15 protein-coding genes are annotated in these 15,810 nt (G+C 64.1%); 13 read left to right on the top strand and 2 right to left on the bottom strand.

The genetic code is table 11. The features are described from left to right. The first annotated feature begins 260 nt into the window (after positions 1-260). The 4 genes from NR187_RS16790 (at position 261) to NR187_RS16775 (ending at position 3,150) form a co-directional block, all read left to right on the top strand. Positions 261-1,322, top strand: a complete 1,062-nt coding sequence (locus NR187_RS16790; protein WP_211381347.1) for an amidohydrolase family protein — start codon at positions 261-263, stop codon at positions 1,320-1,322. A gap of 15 nt (positions 1,323-1,337) precedes the next feature. Continuing rightward, on the top strand, positions 1,338-2,450 hold the full coding sequence (locus tag NR187_RS16785) for an amidohydrolase family protein (RefSeq protein ID WP_211381348.1): 1,113 nt from the start codon (positions 1,338-1,340) through the stop codon (positions 2,448-2,450). A gap of 7 nt (positions 2,451-2,457) precedes the next feature. After that, on the top strand, positions 2,458-2,871 hold the full coding sequence (locus tag NR187_RS16780; RefSeq protein WP_211381349.1) for a Rieske (2Fe-2S) protein: 414 nt from the start codon (positions 2,458-2,460) through the stop codon (positions 2,869-2,871). 72 nt (positions 2,872-2,943) lie between these two features. Beyond that, a complete protein-coding gene (locus NR187_RS16775) occupies positions 2,944-3,150 on the top strand; it encodes a hypothetical protein (protein ID WP_211381350.1) in 207 nt (68 codons plus the stop codon). A gap of 56 nt (positions 3,151-3,206) precedes the next feature. Here the strand turns inward: NR187_RS16775 and NR187_RS16770 are convergent, their stop codons facing one another. Then, entirely contained in the window at positions 3,207-4,052 is an 846-nt protein-coding gene (locus NR187_RS16770; RefSeq protein ID WP_211381351.1) for an SDR family NAD(P)-dependent oxidoreductase, read from the bottom strand. Positions 4,053-4,235: 183 nt separating this feature from the next. On the opposite strand from NR187_RS16770, the gene NR187_RS16765 reads away from it, so the two are divergent. The 4 genes from NR187_RS16765 to NR187_RS16750 all read left to right on the top strand — a co-directional run bounded on the left by NR187_RS16765 (position 4,236) and on the right by NR187_RS16750 (position 9,433). Further along, a complete protein-coding gene (locus tag NR187_RS16765; RefSeq protein ID WP_211381352.1) occupies positions 4,236-5,732 on the top strand; it encodes an aldehyde dehydrogenase family protein in 1,497 nt (498 codons plus the stop codon). Positions 5,733-5,850: 118 nt separating this feature from the next. Then, on the top strand, positions 5,851-6,978 hold the full coding sequence (locus tag NR187_RS16760) for an alkene reductase (protein ID WP_211381353.1): 1,128 nt from the start codon (positions 5,851-5,853) through the stop codon (positions 6,976-6,978). Between the two features lie 180 nt (positions 6,979-7,158). After that, the gene (locus NR187_RS16755) at positions 7,159-7,662 is read left to right on the top strand and encodes a GFA family protein (RefSeq protein WP_256807076.1); all 504 of its coding nucleotides are present in this window, start codon (positions 7,159-7,161) and stop codon (positions 7,660-7,662) included. A 109-nt stretch (positions 7,663-7,771) separates the two neighbouring features. Further along, the gene (locus NR187_RS16750; protein ID WP_211381355.1) at positions 7,772-9,433 is read left to right on the top strand and encodes a thiamine pyrophosphate-binding protein; all 1,662 of its coding nucleotides are present in this window, start codon (positions 7,772-7,774) and stop codon (positions 9,431-9,433) included. 39 nt (positions 9,434-9,472) lie between these two features. Here NR187_RS16750 and NR187_RS16745 read toward each other — a convergent pair whose 3' ends face one another. Continuing rightward, complete coding sequence (locus NR187_RS16745) at positions 9,473-10,852, bottom strand: LLM class flavin-dependent oxidoreductase (protein WP_211381356.1); 1,380 nt, start codon at positions 10,850-10,852, stop codon at positions 9,473-9,475. 262 nt (positions 10,853-11,114) lie between these two features. Here NR187_RS16745 and NR187_RS16740 point away from each other — a divergent pair, with 262 nt between their 5' ends. The 5 genes from NR187_RS16740 (at position 11,115) to NR187_RS16720 (ending at position 15,803) form a co-directional block, all read left to right on the top strand. Further along, the gene (locus NR187_RS16740) at positions 11,115-12,500 is read left to right on the top strand and encodes a M20 family metallopeptidase (protein WP_256807075.1); all 1,386 of its coding nucleotides are present in this window, start codon (positions 11,115-11,117) and stop codon (positions 12,498-12,500) included. A 102-nt stretch (positions 12,501-12,602) separates the two neighbouring features. Continuing rightward, positions 12,603-13,514, top strand: coding sequence for an amino acid ABC transporter substrate-binding protein (locus NR187_RS16735; protein ID WP_211381358.1), 912 nt, complete (start codon positions 12,603-12,605; stop codon positions 13,512-13,514). Between the two features lie 118 nt (positions 13,515-13,632). Further along, entirely contained in the window at positions 13,633-14,364 is a 732-nt protein-coding gene (locus tag NR187_RS16730) for an amino acid ABC transporter permease (protein ID WP_211381359.1), read from the top strand. Positions 14,365-14,366: 2 nt separating this feature from the next. Continuing rightward, complete coding sequence (locus NR187_RS16725; protein WP_211381360.1) at positions 14,367-15,059, top strand: amino acid ABC transporter permease; 693 nt, start codon at positions 14,367-14,369, stop codon at positions 15,057-15,059. A gap of 12 nt (positions 15,060-15,071) precedes the next feature. Then, entirely contained in the window at positions 15,072-15,803 is a 732-nt protein-coding gene (locus NR187_RS16720) for an amino acid ABC transporter ATP-binding protein (protein ID WP_211381361.1), read from the top strand. Positions 15,804-15,810 lie beyond the last annotated feature (7 nt).

Genomic DNA, 15,810 nt, shown 5'->3' with positions numbered 1-15,810 from the left:
GAGTGGGCGCGTAGGAAAACGAAGCCAGGCACGACGCGAAGCGGCGGGTGCACCTCATCCGCCGCTGCTGCTCATTTGTGGAACGCCGCAACATACTTCTGCGGCTTTCATATCGCGCCTGCGAAATGCAACCGAGCCATGACGGATCGCACGGGCGGGCGGTCTTGCGCAGCCGCGGCGGCCGGAGCACTCTGCGCAAGCGGCGCACAAAGAACGCCGCCAAAAAAGACGTACGTACAAGATCTTGGCGAGGAAGCTCCATGACGGCGACGCGGATCGACTGCGACATCCACCCGGCGGTTGGTGGCACGCGTACGACACTGCTTCCCTATCTCAGCGATCACTGGAAGGAGCAGGTGGTGAGCCGCGCCATCGACGGGCTCGATCTCACGAGTTATCCGCCGAGCATGCCGCTTTCGGGCCGCGCCGACTGGCGGCCGGCCGGTGGCGCCAAGCCCGGTTCCGACCTTGCCATGGTGCAGAAGGGCGCGTTCGAGCAGCTGGGTGCCAGCCACGCGATCCTCAACGTGCTCTATGGCGCACAGGCGGTGTTCGATGCCTACATGGCGGCTGACTTCTGCAAGGCGATCAACGACTGGATCGCCGCCGAGTGGCTGTCGCGCGATCCGCGCCTGCGCGCCTCCATCGTGGTGCCGATGCAGGACCCGGATCTGGCGATCGAGGAGATCGAACGCCGCGCCGGCGACAACCGCTTCGTGTCGATCCTGGTGCTGGCGCAGGGCGAGACGCTGCTGGGACGGCGCCACTTCTGGCCGGTCTACCGGCTCGCCGAGAAGTACAGGCTGCCGCTCGCGATCCATGCGGGTACGCAATATCGGCAGGCGCCGAGCTCGGCCGGCTGGCCGTCGCACCGCTACGAATACTACTTCGTCGAGGCGCAGGCGTTTCAGGCTCAGATCCTGAGCCTGATCTATGAGGGCGTGTTCGGCAAATTTCCGGACCTGAAGGTCGTGCTGATGGAGTCGGGCGTGAGCTGGCTGCCGGCCTTCATGTGGCGCGCCAACAAGACCTGGCGCGGCGTACGCGTCGAGGTGCCGTGGGTCGAGCGCGAGCCGGCCGCGATCATCCGCGACAATTTCCGCGTTACCATGCAGCCGTTCGATGCGCCGGCGGACGCGAAAAGTGTCGAGGAGATCATCGACCAGATCGGCTCCGAAAAGATGTTCCTGTTCGCCTCCGACTATCCGCACTGGCAGTTTGACGGCAACGATCCGATCCCGCCGCATCTGCCGAAGAGCATCATCGACAAGATGTGCGTCGACAATCCGCTGGAGACGTTTCCGCGGTTGTCGCTCAATTGAACATTGGAGGATCGCATGAGTGACGTCATCGACCGACCCTTGCTCGACGAGGAAAAACCCGCCGCGACGCGGCTGCGCATCGTCGATTGCGACGTGCATCCTAGCTTGCGATCGACGGACGATCTCAACGAGTTCCTGCCGAAACGCTGGCAGCAGCATCTGAAGGAATACGGCAGCCATCTGCGCACGCCCTACCTTTTCACGACGCCCTATCCGCGCTCCTCGCCGCTGATCGCGCGGCGCGATGCTTGGCCGCCGACCGGCGGGCCGCCCGGCTCCGATCTCGCCTTCATGCAGAAGCAGCATCTCGATCCGCTCGACGTCGAGTTCGGGATATTGCAGGTGCTCGATCTCTTCATCTTCTCGCAGCAGAACCTTGACTTCGGCGCGGCGATCCAGCGTGCGATCAACGACTGGCAGCTTGCATTCTGGTCGCATCGCGATCCGCGCCTGAAGGCCTCGATCCTGGTCGGACAGGATGGCGTTGATCTCGCCATCGCCGAGATCGAGCGCTGCGCGAAAATCGGCGAATACATCCAGATCAACGTCTCGCCGCGCGCCAACGAGCCGCTCGGCCGTCGCCGCTACTGGCCGATCTACGAGCGCGCGCAGGAGCTCGACTTGCCGCTCGGCATCCATGTCGGCGGCTATGGCGGCCACGCGCCGACGGGCGGCGGCTGGCCGTCCTATTATGTCGAGGAGCACCAGTCCAACGCGCATACCATCGCGGCGCAGCTTGCGAGCCTCGTCATTGAAGGCGTGCCCGAGCGGTTTCCAAAGCTGAAGATCGTGTTCATCGAGGGCGGCTTCGGTTGGATCCCGTCGGCGGTGTGGCGCATGGACCAGCATTTTGAGCGGTTCCGCAGCGAGGTGCCGCATCTCAAGCGAAAACCGTCGGAATATGTGCGCGAGAATTTCTGGTTCACGACGCAGCCGATCGACGAGCCGGACGAGGCGCGGCATCTGCGCTCGCTGATCGAGTGGGTCGGCGTAGACCGCCTGTTGTTCTCGTCGGACTATCCGCATTGGGATTTCGACGATCCGCGCTTCGCCTTCAAGACGCCGCTGTCTGAGGCCGAGCGGAAGAAGATATTCAGCACGAACGCCCGCGCGGTCTACAAGTTCTGAGATCAGCATGAGCCGTCATATCGTCGCCCGCACAACCGAGATCCCGCCCGGCGGCAACAAGGTCGTCGATATCGCCGGCCGCGATATCGTCGTGTTCCACGTCAACGGCGAGTTCTTCGCGCTATTGAACCGCTGCCCGCACGAGGGCGCGCCGCTTGAAAAAGCCGCATGCGTGGCGCGGCTGACCTCGCCCGAGCCTGGCGTCTATGAGCGCTCGCGCGTCGGCGAGATGTTGCGCTGTCCCTGGCACGGCTGGGAATTCGACATGCGCAACGGCCAGTCCTGGTTCGATCCGAAGCGCGTCAGGATACGGTCCTATCCGGTCGCCGTGGAACGCGGCGAGGAGCTGCAGAAGGGCCCGTATGTCGCCGAGACCTTCCCCGTGCATGTCGAGGACAGCTACGTGATTGTCGAGGTGTGATCGGTCGTTTCGGATTGTGATTTCGGCGCAGGTGCGATATGCCTCTCGCGCTTTCAGAGGCGGAGACGAGCTTTGTCGAAACAATCCCTGCGCGAGGAGGCCGAGCGCCTGATCCGCGAATCGATGGAAAAGAAGTCCATCGTCGTCAAGCAGGGCTCGACCCGCATCGAGGCCGTCTGTGGCAAGTGCGGCGCGCCGAACCGGGTCCAGGCGGAAAGAGGCCAGTCCAGAGCCAAGTTCGCCTGCAAGAATTGCGGGCACCAGCAAGAGACACTGTAGGCTTCTTGACCACTCCCCCATAATAGCGGGCGAGGGAGTGAGCGAACGGTGCGCGCCTACTCGCCCTTCACAAACTCCGCGAACGCATCCGCATAGTTCGGATGCCAGCGCGACAGCGGCGGGCGGTTCTCGACGATGTCACCTGCGGCCCACAGCATGCGCTTCTCGTCGAGCGCGCGCGGCACGTCATTGTCCGGGCACAGGATGTAGAAATCGCCGGCCTCCAGCCGCGTCAGCATGAAATTCACTGTCTGTTCAGCCGTCCAGGCCCCGGCCGGCTTCTCGATCCGGCCCTTCGCGGTCAGGCCGGTGAAGACGAAGCCTGGGATCAGCAGATGCGCGGTGATGCGGCAATCCTTCGTATTGCGCAGCTCGTGCTGGAGTGCCTCGGTGAACGCCTTCACGCCGGCCTTGGAGACATTGTAGGCGGGATCGCCGGGCGGCGTGGTGATGCCCTGCTTCGAGCCGGTGTTGATGATCAAGCCGGCCTTGCCGCGCGCAATCATGCCGGGTGCGAAGATGCGTGAGCCGTTGATGATCCCCCACATGTTGACGCCGATGATGCGCTGCCAGTTGTCGGGCTCGCCGAACAGCGTGCTGCCCGGCTGGATGCCGGCATTGTTCATGAGGATGTCGGCGCCGCCAAAGCGTTCGCGCACGGCGCGTTCAAGTTCCGCCACGCTCTCGGCGTTGCCGACGTCGACGGCGAATGTCATCACATCTGTGGCCGTCGCGATGGATGACAGTTTTGTCGCGGCCTCCGCCATCCGCGCCTGATCCACATCGGCGATGCACACCTTCAGGCCGGTGCGCGCGAAAGCCGCGGCAGCGGCGAATCCGATGCCGGATGCGCCGCCGGTGATCACGGCGACATTGTCTTTGACGATGGCGGAATGTGGCATGGATCTTTCTCCGGGGAGCGGCTCGGTCGAGCCATAACATGGCGACATTTCGACCCTGCACAAGTCGGCATGGGAGGTCTTCGTTCCGCGCCGCCTTTACGCCCATCCGGCACCGCTGTATCCTCTCGACCCAACGATCCTGCCCAGATCGAACCAATCAATCATTTGACAGGGAGTGCAGCCATGGCTGTGTCGCAGGCGATTCCGATCACGCGCCATCCGTTCGCCAATGGGTCCTACAAGCAGATGCTGATCGACGGGAAGTGGGTCGATGCTGCTTCAGGCAAGCGCTTCGAGACCCACAACCCTGCAACCGGTGAACTGCTCGCAACCGTCGCCGAGGGCGACAAGGAAGACATCGACCGTGCGGTCGCCGCCGCCCGCCGCGCCTTCGAAGGGCCCTGGAGCAGGGTCAAGCCGTTCGAGCGGCAGAACTTGCTCCTGAAACTCGCCGATCTCGTCGAGAAAAATTTCGACGAATTGTCGCAGCTCGACACGCTCGACATGGGCGCGCCGCTCAGCCGCACCCGCGCTTATCGCCTGCGCGCCGTCGGCATGCTGCGCTATTACGCGGGCCAGACCACTGCGATCCATGGCGAGACGATCGAGAACTCGCTGCCGGGCGAGATCTTCTCCTACACGCTGAAAGAGCCGATCGGCGTCGTCGGCGCCATCATCCCCTGGAACGGCCCGCTCACCGCCACGATCTGGAAGATCGGCCCGGCAATCGCGACCGGCTGCACCGTGGTGCTCAAGCCCGCCGAGGAAGCGCCGCTGACTTCACTGCGCATCGCCGAGCTGGCGATGGAGGCAGGCATCCCGCCCGGTGTCGTCAATGTCGTGCCGGGCTATGGCGAGACCGCAGGTGCGGCGCTCGCCTCGCATCACGATGTCGACAAGGTCGCCTTTACCGGCTCGCATGTTACGGGACAGTCGATCATCCGCGCTTCGGCGGGCAATCTCAAGCGCGTCTCGCTCGAGCTCGGCGGCAAGTCGCCGGACATCGTGTTCGCGGATGCCGATCTCGATGCGGCCGTGCCGGGTGCCGCGATGGCGGTGTTCGCCAATTCCGGTCAGATCTGCAGCGCCGGTACGCGCCTGTTCGTCGAGCAGGCGATCTACGATGAATTCGTCGGCCGCGTCGCCGAGTTCGGCAAGAAGCTGCAGGTCGGCAACGGCCTCGATCCCAACACCCAGATCGGTCCGCTCGTCTCCGAGCAGCAGCTCGAGCGCGTCACGAGCTATCTCGACATCGGACAGAAGGAAGGCGCCAAGGCGCTGGCCGGCGGTGGCCGCGTCACCGAAGGCGCGTTGTCGAAGGGCTTCTTCGTCTCGCCAACGGTGTTCGCGGGCGTCCAGGACAACATGCGCATCGCGCAGGAGGAGATTTTCGGCCCCGTGATCTCCGCGATCGCGTTCAAGGACATGGACGAACTGGTCAAGCGCGCCAACAACACCACGTTCGGTCTCGGCTCCGGCCTGTGGACGCGGGACGTCAGCAAGGCGCATGCCGTTGCGAAGAGCCTGCGCGCCGGCTCCGTGTGGGTGAATTGCTACCAGGCGATGGACCCGGCCGTGCCCTTCGGTGGTTACAAGATGAGCGGCTACGGCCGCGAGTCCGGCAAGCAGCATGTCGAGGAATATCTCAACGTGAAGGCAGTCTGGATCAAGACGGCCTAACGCCTGTTCTCCCCGCGTTCCGCGGAAGGGAATATTTGTTTTTATCGGGGCGGCGCCTTTTCGGGTGGCCGCCCCTCGCGATATGATCCGCATCCTTCCATATTCATTCGGGGCCCCCATGAAATTCGAGGCGTTGTTCAAACCGTTGCAGGTCGGTCCGTACAAGCTCGCGCATCGCGTCGCGATGGCGCCGCTGACGCGCATGCGCGCCGAGCGCGACAGCTTTTCGCCGCGGCCGCTCAACGCCGAGTATTACGGCCAGCGCGCCACCCAGGGCGGCCTGATCATCGCGGAAGCCTCGCCCGTGCTCTCGCATGGTCGCGGTAATCCGGCGACGCCCGGCATCTATTCGGACGCGCAGATCGCCGGCTGGCGCAAGGTGACGGATGCCGTGCACGCCAAGGGCGGCATCATCTTTCTCCAGCTCTGGCATGTCGGCCGCGTCTCGCATTCCTCCTTTCACGGCGGCGCGCTGCCGGTCTCGGCCTCGGCGATCCCGATCCAGGCCGAGGGCATGAAGGCGATGACCGCCGACGGCAAGGTTTCCGACTACGAGGCGCCGCGCGCGCTTGAGACGGACGAGGTCAAGGGCATCGTCGAGGCGTTCCGGCAGGGCGCGAAGAACGCGCTGGCCGCCGGTTTCGACGGCGTCGAGATCCACGGCGCCAACGGCTATCTGCTCGAGCAATTCCTGCAATCGCGCAGCAACCAGCGCACCGATCAATATGGCGGCTCGATCGAGAACCGCGCTCGGCTTCTGCTCGAAGTAACGCAGGCCGCGATCGACGTCTGGGGCGCGAACCGCGTCGGCGTGCGGTTGTCGCCCCATGGCATCGCCAATGATTCCGGCGAGCCCGATCCGATGCCGCTCTATACTCACGTCGTGAAGGCGCTCGACAAGCTCGGCCTCGCCTATCTGCATTTCATCGAGCCACGCTCCAGCGGCTCGGGGCGAGCCGAAGTCAACTGGCAGAACGTGCCGTCGGCGATGCTGCTGTTCCGCCCGCTTTACAGCGGCGTGCTGATGACCGCAGGCGGATTTACCGGCGAGACGGCGAACGCCGCCATCGCGGAGGGGCATGCCGATATCATTGCCTTCGGCCGCATCTTCATCTCCAACCCCGACCTGCCCCGGCGCCTCCAGCACGACTACCCGATCACGCCGTATAATCGTGCGACGTTCTACGGCGGCGAGGAGAAAGGGTATACCGATTATCCGGTGCATGACGAACTGACGCCGGCGTAATCTCTCCTCAAGTCATTCCGGGTTTGATGCTTCGCATCGCCTCCGGAATGGCGAGTTTGATTTGTCGCGCGATCGCCACCACAAACTCCGTCATTGCGAGCGCAGCGAAGCGATCCAGAGTCTTTCCGCAGAGGCAGTCTGGATTGCTTCGCCACGCGCAATGACGACGGAGAAAGCTCCATGGCCAAAGCCGCAGCCGCCGCAGGAATCGCCACCGGTCAATGTCTCTGCGGCAAGGTTACCTTCGAGATCGACGTTCCCGCGCGCTGGGCCTGGCACGATCATTCGGCCAGTAGCCGCCGCGCGCACGGCGCCGCTTATGCCACCTATGTCGGAAGCTGGAAGAAGCGCTTTCGCATCATTTCAGGCAAGTCCGCGCTCACCCGCTACGAGGACAAGGCGACCAAGACCGCGCGCAGCTTCTGCGTACATTGCGGCACGCCCATTGCCTATGAGCGGCCGCGCGGCCCGCACATGGTCAACATTCCCCGCGCCCTGTTCAGGGAGCGCACCGGCCGCCAGCCGCTCTATCACATCGCCATCGAGGAGTTGCAGGAATGGGCCTATAACGGCGAGCCGCTGGTGCCGCTGAAGGGTTTCCCGGGCGTGGTATGGCAGCGCTCGAAAAAAAAGAAGCGCGCGGGCGGCGAGGATCCGTTCGAGTTGGGGCGGGAGGAGATGTAGCGTCCCTCTCCGGCGCAACGCAGCCATGACCACGCTTCCTTGCGCGCATCCCGAAACTTCGGCCATCATGCTTTCAGTCCTTGCGGCAACGTCCGCTCCTGGAGGAAACATGAAGAATAAGATCACCGGCCGCTCCGCCTTTCTCGCGCTGCTCAAGGACGAGGGCATCACGCATCTGTTCGGCAACCCGGGCACCACCGAGCTGCCGATCATGCATGCGCTGAAGGACCATCCCGACCTCACCTATGTGATGGCGATGCAGGAGAGCCTGGTGGTCGCGATTGCGGACGGCTACAGCCGCGCCTCCGGCAAGCTGGTCGCCTGCAACGTCCACGTCGCGCCCGGCCTTGGGAACGCGATGGGCTCGCTCTACAACGCCCAGTTCACGGGCACGCCGATGATCCTCACCGCGGGTCAGCAGGAGCAGGGCCACGGCCTGATGGAGCCCGTCCTGTACGGTCCGCTGGTGCGGATGGCCGAACCGCTGGTGAAATGGGCGGTCGAGGTGACGCGGCTGGAGGATTTGCCGCGCATCGTGCGCCGCGCCGCCAAGGTCGCGACGACGCCGCCGACCGGGCCGGTCTTCATCTCGCTGCCCGGCGATATCCTCAACAGCGAAGCCGGCATCGATCTCGGCCGCTCCACCCGCATCGACACGCGCACCAAGCCGTCTGACGAGGCGCTGAAGGCCTTTGCCGCGCGGTTGCTGAAGGCCGAGCGTCCCGTCATCGTCACCATGGACGAGGTGGTCAAGAGCGATGCGCTGAAGGAAGCGGCCGAACTCGCCGAACTGCTCGGCGCGGCCGCTTACCAATCATCGACGCCCTATGGCGCGCACTTCCTCTCGGAGAGCCCGAGCTTCGTCGGCACGCTGGCGCGGGTGCAGAAGGTGGCGCGCGACACGCTTGCGCCGTACGACCTTCTGATCGCGCTCGGCGGCGATCCGCTGCGGATGTCGGTCTACAGCGAGGTCGATGCGCTGCCGGAGGGCCTCGGCGTCGTGCAGATCGGCCTCGTCGATTGGGAGATCGCCAAGAATTACGGCGCCGAGATCGCGCTGAAGGCGGATTTGAAGGAAACGCTGCGCGCGCTGATACCGGTGCTGAAGGAGATGGGTGGCGCTGCACTGGCGAGCCGCGCCAGGCAACGTCTCGCCGAGCTTGCGCCGAAGAACTGGACTGCGCGGCGTGCCGCGCTGGTCGAGCAGATCGGCAACAGCGCCGGCCGCAACCCGATCGATCCGGACTTTCTGGTCCTGCAAATGGTCGAGGCGATGCCTGATCACGCGATCCTCGTCGACGAAGGCCTCACGTCAAGCCGCCAGATCACGGCGCTGCGTCCGCATCGCGATCGCTATGGCTACCACGGCCTTGCCTCCGGCGGCATCGGCTGGGGCCTGCCGGCGTCGGTCGGCGCCAGCATCGCTAATCCGGATCGCCCCGTCGTGTGCTTCTCCGGCGACGGCAGCGCGATGTATTCGATCCAGTCGCTGTGGACCGCGGCGCATCACAAGCTGCCGCTCAACGTCGTCATCGCCAACAACGGCGGCTACCGCATCATCAAGCAGCGCCTGCTCGCCTTTCATGGCGACGACAATTACGTCGGCATGGATTTCGTCGATCCGCCGGTGGACTTTGCGGGAGTCGCGAAGGCGCTGGGCTGCGAGGCGATCAAAATCAGCGATCCCCGCGAGCTGAAGCCGACGCTGTCGTCGGCGTTCGGCCGGCCGGGGACGAAGCTGATCGAGGTGATGGTGGACGGGAAGGTGTAGGCTGCCTTCGCCGGGACAACGCCCGAGATGTGTCGCAGCCTACCCCTTCTTCCCCACGCGATACCCCGCCGCCGGATGCGGCGCACCTAGCCGCGCACGCCCGGCACCGAACAGCTTCTCCCGCAGCGTGCCTTTCGCATACTCCGGCTTGTATCGGCCACGCCGCGTCAACTCCGGCACCAGCATGTCGGCGATGTCCTCGAAATCGCCCGGCGAAATCGCAAACGCGACGTTGAGGCCGTCGACATCGGTCGCTTCGAACCATGCCTCGATCTTGTCCGCGACCATCTCCGGGGTGCCGACCACCACGGGGCCGGCACCGCCGACGCCGACATGCTCGATCACGTCGCGCACGGTCCAGACCCGGTCGGGATCGGCGCGGGTGACGTTGTCCATCGCGCTGCGGCCGGCATCGTTCTGGACGTGGCGCACCTGCTGGTCGAGGTCGTAGCCGGAGAAGTCGACGCCGGTCCATCCCGACATCAGCGCCAGCGCGCCCTCCGGGCTGATGTGGCGGCGATAGTCGGCATACTTTTCCTTTGCCTCGGCCTCGGTCCGCCCGAGGATGATCGTCATCATCGAGAACATCAGGATCTCTGCCGGGTTGCGGCCGAGCGCAGCCGCCTCCTGGCGGATTGCGGCGACGCGCGGCGCGATCACCTTGGCCGACGGCCCCGACATGAACACGCATTCGGCGTGCTGTGCCGCGAACTGCCGACCACGCGGCGAGGTACCGGCCTGGTACAGCACCGGTGTCCGCTGCGGCGACGGCTCGCTGAGGTGAATGGTGTTGTTGATGCGGTAATTTGCGCCCTCGTGATTGACGCGATGAACTTTGCCGGGATCGGTGAAGATGCCGCGCGCCCTGTCGCGCAACACCGCGTCGTCCTCCCAGCTCCCTTCCCAGAGCTTGTAGACGACTTCCATATATTCGTCGGCGATGTCGTATCGGTCGTCATGTCCGGTCTGCCTGTCCTTGCCGGCGCCGCGCGCTGCGCTGTCGAGATACCCGGTGACGACGTTCCAGCCGATGCGCCCCTCGGTCAGGTGATCGAGCGTCGACATCCGCCGCGCGAACGGGTAGGGCGGCTCGAAAGAGAGATTGCTGGTGACCCCGAAGCCGAGGTTCTGCGTCACAGCCGCCATCGCCGAAAGCAGCAGTAGCGGCTCGTTCGACGGCGTCTGCGCTGCGTTGCGCAAGGCTGCGTCAGGGCTGTTGCCATAGACGTCGTAGACCCCGAGCACATCGGCCAGGAACAAGCCGTCGAAGCGCCCGCGCTCCAGCGTCTTGGCGAGATCGATCCAGTAGGGCAGGCGGTTATATTCGGCGGTGCGGTCGCGCGGGTGGGTCCACAGGCCCGGTGATTGGTGTGCGACGCAATTCATCGCAAAAGCGTTGAGCCTGATTTGCTTCGCCATGCTGATCCCCCGGCGCCCTGTACCGGGCGCTCTTCGAATGATAGACGTGCGCCCCAACTTGGCGAAGTTCTTGCATATAACGCGACCTTGGCAAGGCCAAAATCGGCGGCGCGTCCGCTCTTGGCAAGCCAATCTCAAGAGAGCAAGAACGAAATCACAAGAGAACTACAAGCGAACTACAAGACTACCCACGTCCCCGCCACTTTCGAAGGGCACCCTGTCTCGGGTAGGCTCCTTCGCCTCGAAGCCCGAAAAGCAAGTCATGACCAGAGCCGACGCCATCGCCCGTGCCCGTGAGGATTTCACATCCGGCACGTTCCTCACCGAGCTCGACCGCCGCGTCGCCTATCGGACCGAAAGCCAGAATCCGTCGCGTGGCGCGGAGCTGCGCGGCTATCTGGAACAGGAGATGATGCCCTCCTTTGCCGCGCTCGATTTCACCAGCCGCATCGTCGAATCCCCGAGCGGCAAGGCGCCTTTCCTGTTCGCCGAACATATCGAGAGTGAGACGGCGCCGACCGTGCTGATCTACGGTCATGGCGACGTCGTCGACGGCATGGAGGGCGAGTGGCGCGACGGCCGCGATCCCTGGCGCACGACCGTTGCGGGCGCGCGCCTCTACGGCCGCGGCACCGCCGACAACAAGGGCCAGCACAGCATCAACATGGCCGCGCTTCGTGCGGTGCGCGACGCCCGTGGCGGCAAGCTCGGCTTCAATGCCAAATTTATCGTCGAGATGGGCGAGGAGATCGGCTCGCCCGATCTCGGCAAGGTCTGCGATCTCAACCGCGACGCCCTCAAGGCCGATCTGTTCATGGCGTCCGACGGGCCGCGCCTGTCCGCCGACCGTCCGACGCTGTTTCTTGGCTGCCGTGGCGGCATCCGCATTCATCTCGACGTTAATTTGCGCGACGGCGGGCATCATTCCGGCAATTGGGGAGGCGTGCTCGCCAACCCCGCGACCATTCTGGTCAACGCCATTTCGACGCTGGTTGACGGCCACGGCCGCCTCCAACTCGACGCGCTGAAGCCGCCCCGGCTCACCAACCAGATCCGCAGCTATCTTGCCGATGTGCAGGTGGTGCCGACCGAGGACGAGCCCGCGCTTGCGGAGAATTGGGGCGAAGAAGGTCTGTCGGCAGCCGAGCGGTTGTATGCCTGGAACACGCTGGAAGTGCTGGCGATGTCGTCCGGCAATATCGAGAAGCCCGCCAACGCCATTCCTGGCCATGCCAATGCCGTGCTGCAACTGCGTTTCGTGGTCGGCACCAAGGTCGACGGCCTGATCGATGCCGTCCGCGCGCATCTGGTCGCAAAGGGTTTTCCGATGGTCGAGGTGCGGGCGGCGCAGAGCTTTGCCGCCTCGCGCACGGATTTCGACAGCCCCTGGATCAAATGGGCGGCGGGTTCGGTGAAGGACACAACTGGCAAGGCGCCGGCGGTGCTGCCGAACTTCGGCGGCTCGCTGCCGAACGACGTGTTTTCCGAGATTTTGGGCCTGCCGACGATCTGGGTCCCGCACTCCTATCCCGGCTGCTCCCAGCATGCGCCCAATGAGCACATCCTGCTGCCACTGACCGAAGAGGCCTTGACGGTGATGGCCGGGCTGTTCTGGGATCTCGGGGAATTACCCAAGCCGCTGACCTAGAGCCCATTAACCTGAGCCACAAGCCAGCCGAAAGTCACATTCTAATCCGGCCCAATCTGTGCTTGCATCCGGGCCGCATCATCCTGAAAGGGGACCAAAATAGTGAAACATTTCCGTAGCATCGGCCTCGCGCTCGCCGCGACCTTCGCCGTCAGCCAGGCCGGGGCCCAGGAGCTGACCGGCACGTTGAAGAACATCAAGGACACCGGCGCCATCACGCTGGGCTTCCGCGACTCCTCGATCCCGTTCTCCTATCTCGACGACAACCAGAAGCCCGTCGGGTTCGCGATGGACATCTGCTACAAGATCGTCGACGCCGTGAAGAAGGAGCTCAAGCTCGACAAGCTCGAGGTCAAGCTCAATCCGGTGACCTCGGCGACCCGTATCCCGCTGATGGCCAACGGCACCATCGATCTCGAATGCGGCTCGACCACCAACAATGCCGAGCGCCAGAAGCAGGTCGCCTTCACCAACACCCACTTCCTGACCGCCAGCCGCTACGTCTTCAAGAAGTCGAGCGGCCTGAAGTCGATCGACGACCTCAAGGGCAAGACGGTGGTCTCGACCGCCGGCACCACCAACATCAAGCAGCTCACCGAGGCCAACGTCGAGAAAAAGCTCGGCGCCAACATCATCCCGGCCAAGGACCACGCCGAAGCCTTCCTGATGGTCGAGACCGACCGCGCGGTCGCCTTCGTGATGGATGATATCCTGCTCGCCAGCCTCGTCGCCGGCTCCAAGTCGCCGGGCGACTACGTCATCTCCAAGGACGCGTTCTCCAAGCCTGAGCCCTACGGCATCATGCTGCGCAAGGACGACGCGCCGTTCAAGAAGGTGGTCGATGCGGCGACCGCCGCGCTTTACACCTCGGGCGAAGGCCAGAAGATCTACGACAAGTGGTTCACCCAGAAGATCCCGCCGAAGGGCTTGAACCTTAACGCACCGATCTCGCCCGAGCTGAAGAACGAGTTCGCGAAGCCCACGGATTCGCCGAACCCGGACGACTACAAGTAAGATAGATCCTCGGTCCCAGAGATCGAGATCGTGTCCGGCCACTCTTGACACCAGAGTGGCCGGACATTTGCATAGGCGCCCGGGATATCTATGATTGGCGCGTTCGCGCGGGGGACACGTGAACTACCACTGGAACTGGGGAATTTTCTTCGAGCCGAACCCGATGGGGACAGGCACCTATCTCGACATGCTGCTGTCGGGACTGGTGCTGACCCTGAAGACGGCCGCGCTCGCCTGGATCATCGCGCTGATCTTCGGCTCGCTCGTCGGTGTCATGCGCACGCTTCCCTCCCGGGGCGCGGACTGGTTCGGCTTCTGCTGGGTCGAATTCTTCCGCAATATGCCGCTGCTCGTGCAGCTCTTCCTGTGGTTCTTCGTGCTGCCGGAGTTGCTGCCGAAGGCTGCCGGTACCTGGCTGAAGCAACTGCCGAACGCGCCGTTCTGGACGGCGGCGATCGGCATCGGCTTCTTCATGTCGGCGCGCGTGGCCGTTCAGCTGCAGGCCGGTATCGGCTCGCTGCCGCGAGGGCAGAAGATGGCGGCCACTGCGCTGGGCCTCACCACCTTGCAGGCCTATCGCTACGTGCTGCTGCCGATGGCGTTCCGCATCATCCTGCCGCCGCTGACCTCCGAATTCCTCAACACCATCAAGAATACGGCGGTCGCGATCACGATCGGTCTGCTCGAGCTGACCGGGCAGGCGCGCTCGATGCAGGAATTCTCGTTCCAGGTGTTCGAAGCCTTCACCGCCGCGACCCTGCTCTATCTCCTCGTCAACGCCGTTGTCGTGACCGCGATGCGCTTCCTCGAACGCTGGGTCGCGATCCCCGGCTACATCACGGGGAAATAGCGATGTTTGCCAATCTCGATTTCGACGTCATTCGCCGTGCGCTGCCCTATCTGTTCTTTGAGGGGATGAGGTTCACGCTGACGCTGACGGCGCTTGCAGCCCTCGGCGGCCTGGTCTTCGGCACGGCGCTCGCGCTGATGCGGCTGTCCGGCCACAAGATCCTCGGGCGCATCGCCGGCGTCTATGTCGACTTCATGCGCTCGCTGCCGCTGGTGCTGGTGATCTTCTGGTTCTACTTCCTGGTGCCTTATATCGGGCAATGGGTGACCGGCGCCTCGCGTCCGATCAGTGTCGGCGCCTTCGCATCCTCGCTCATCACCTTCATCATGTTCGAGGCGGCATACTTCTCCGAGATCATGCGCGCCGGCATCCAGTCGATCTCGCGCGGCCAGCCGGCCGCGGCCAGCGCGCTGGGGCTGACCTACGCCCAGACCATGCGCTACGTCGTGTTGCCGCAAGCCTTCCGCAACATGCTGCCGGTGCTGATCACGCAGACCATCGTGCTGTTTCAGGATACTTCGCTGGTCTACGTCCTCTCGATCACGGACTTCCTGGGCGCGGCGAGCAAGGTCGCGCAGCGCGACGGGCGCCTCGTCGAAATGTATCTGTTCGCGGCCGTCGTCTACTTCACCATTTCCTGTATCGCGTCCTTCGGCGTCCGCCGACTGCAGGCGCGCATCGCCATCATTCGCTAGGGCTAGCCGCTCATGATCGAAATCAGCCACGTCAACAAATGGTACAGCCCGAGCTTCCAGGTGCTGACCGATTGCACAACCAGCGTCACCAAGGGCGAGGTCGTGGTGGTCTGCGGCCCCTCGGGCTCGGGCAAGTCGACCCTGATCAAGTGCGTCAATGCGCTGGAGCCGTTCCAGAGCGGCGACATCAGCGTCGACGGCACCAAGGTCAACGACCCCAAGACCAATTTGCCCAAGCTGCGCTCGCGCGTCGGCATGGTGTTCCAGCACTTCGAGCTGTTCCCGCATCTGAAGATCATCGACAATCTCTGCCTTGCGCAGCAGAAGGTGCTCGACCGGTCGCGCGACAAGGCGATGGCGAAAGGCATGCAGCTGCTGGAGCGCGTCGGCCTCAAGGAGCAGGCGCAAAAGTTTCCCGCGAACCTGTCTGGCGGCCAGCAGCAGCGCGTCGCGATCGCGCGTGCGCTTGCGATGGACCCGATCGTGATGCTGTTCGACGAGCCGACCTCGGCGCTCGACCCGGAAATGGTCAGCGAGGTGCTCGACGTCATGGTGGATCTCGCTCATGAAGGCATGACCATGATGGTTGTCACCCACGAGATGGGCTTTGCCCGCAAGGTCGCCAACCGCGTGATCTTCATGGACCGCGGCGAGATCGTCGAGGACGCGGCGAAGGAAGACTTTTTCGGCAAGCCGCGCAGCGACCGCGCGCAGAAGTTCTTGTCGAAGATCTTGTCCCACTGATCCCGCC

Origin of the sequence: Bradyrhizobium sp. Bra64 (assembly GCF_024519875.1) — a bacterium.
Lineage (GTDB): Bacteria > Pseudomonadota > Alphaproteobacteria > Rhizobiales > Xanthobacteraceae > Bradyrhizobium > Bradyrhizobium japonicum_G.
The sequence above is the reverse complement of the archived record's forward strand: the minus strand, read 5'-3'. Positions and strand labels throughout refer to the sequence as shown.

Coding starts and splice junctions, on each gene's coding strand:
- NR187_RS16790 (WP_211381347.1), top strand. CDS start 261: ATGACGGCGACGCGGATCGACTGCGACATCCACCCGGCGGTTGGTGGC.
- NR187_RS16785 (WP_211381348.1), top strand. CDS start 1,338: ATGAGTGACGTCATCGACCGACCCTTGCTCGACGAGGAAAAACCCGCC.
- NR187_RS16780 (WP_211381349.1), top strand. CDS start 2,458: ATGAGCCGTCATATCGTCGCCCGCACAACCGAGATCCCGCCCGGCGGC.
- NR187_RS16770 (WP_211381351.1), bottom strand. CDS start 4,052: ATGCCACATTCCGCCATCGTCAAAGACAATGTCGCCGTGATCACCGGC.
- NR187_RS16765 (WP_211381352.1), top strand. CDS start 4,236: ATGGCTGTGTCGCAGGCGATTCCGATCACGCGCCATCCGTTCGCCAAT.
- NR187_RS16760 (WP_211381353.1), top strand. CDS start 5,851: ATGAAATTCGAGGCGTTGTTCAAACCGTTGCAGGTCGGTCCGTACAAG.
- NR187_RS16755 (WP_256807076.1), top strand. CDS start 7,159: ATGGCCAAAGCCGCAGCCGCCGCAGGAATCGCCACCGGTCAATGTCTC.
- NR187_RS16750 (WP_211381355.1), top strand. CDS start 7,772: ATGAAGAATAAGATCACCGGCCGCTCCGCCTTTCTCGCGCTGCTCAAG.
- NR187_RS16745 (WP_211381356.1), bottom strand. CDS start 10,852: ATGGCGAAGCAAATCAGGCTCAACGCTTTTGCGATGAATTGCGTCGCA.
- NR187_RS16740 (WP_256807075.1), top strand. CDS start 11,115: ATGACCAGAGCCGACGCCATCGCCCGTGCCCGTGAGGATTTCACATCC.
- NR187_RS16725 (WP_211381360.1), top strand. CDS start 14,367: ATGTTTGCCAATCTCGATTTCGACGTCATTCGCCGTGCGCTGCCCTAT.
- NR187_RS16720 (WP_211381361.1), top strand. CDS start 15,072: ATGATCGAAATCAGCCACGTCAACAAATGGTACAGCCCGAGCTTCCAG.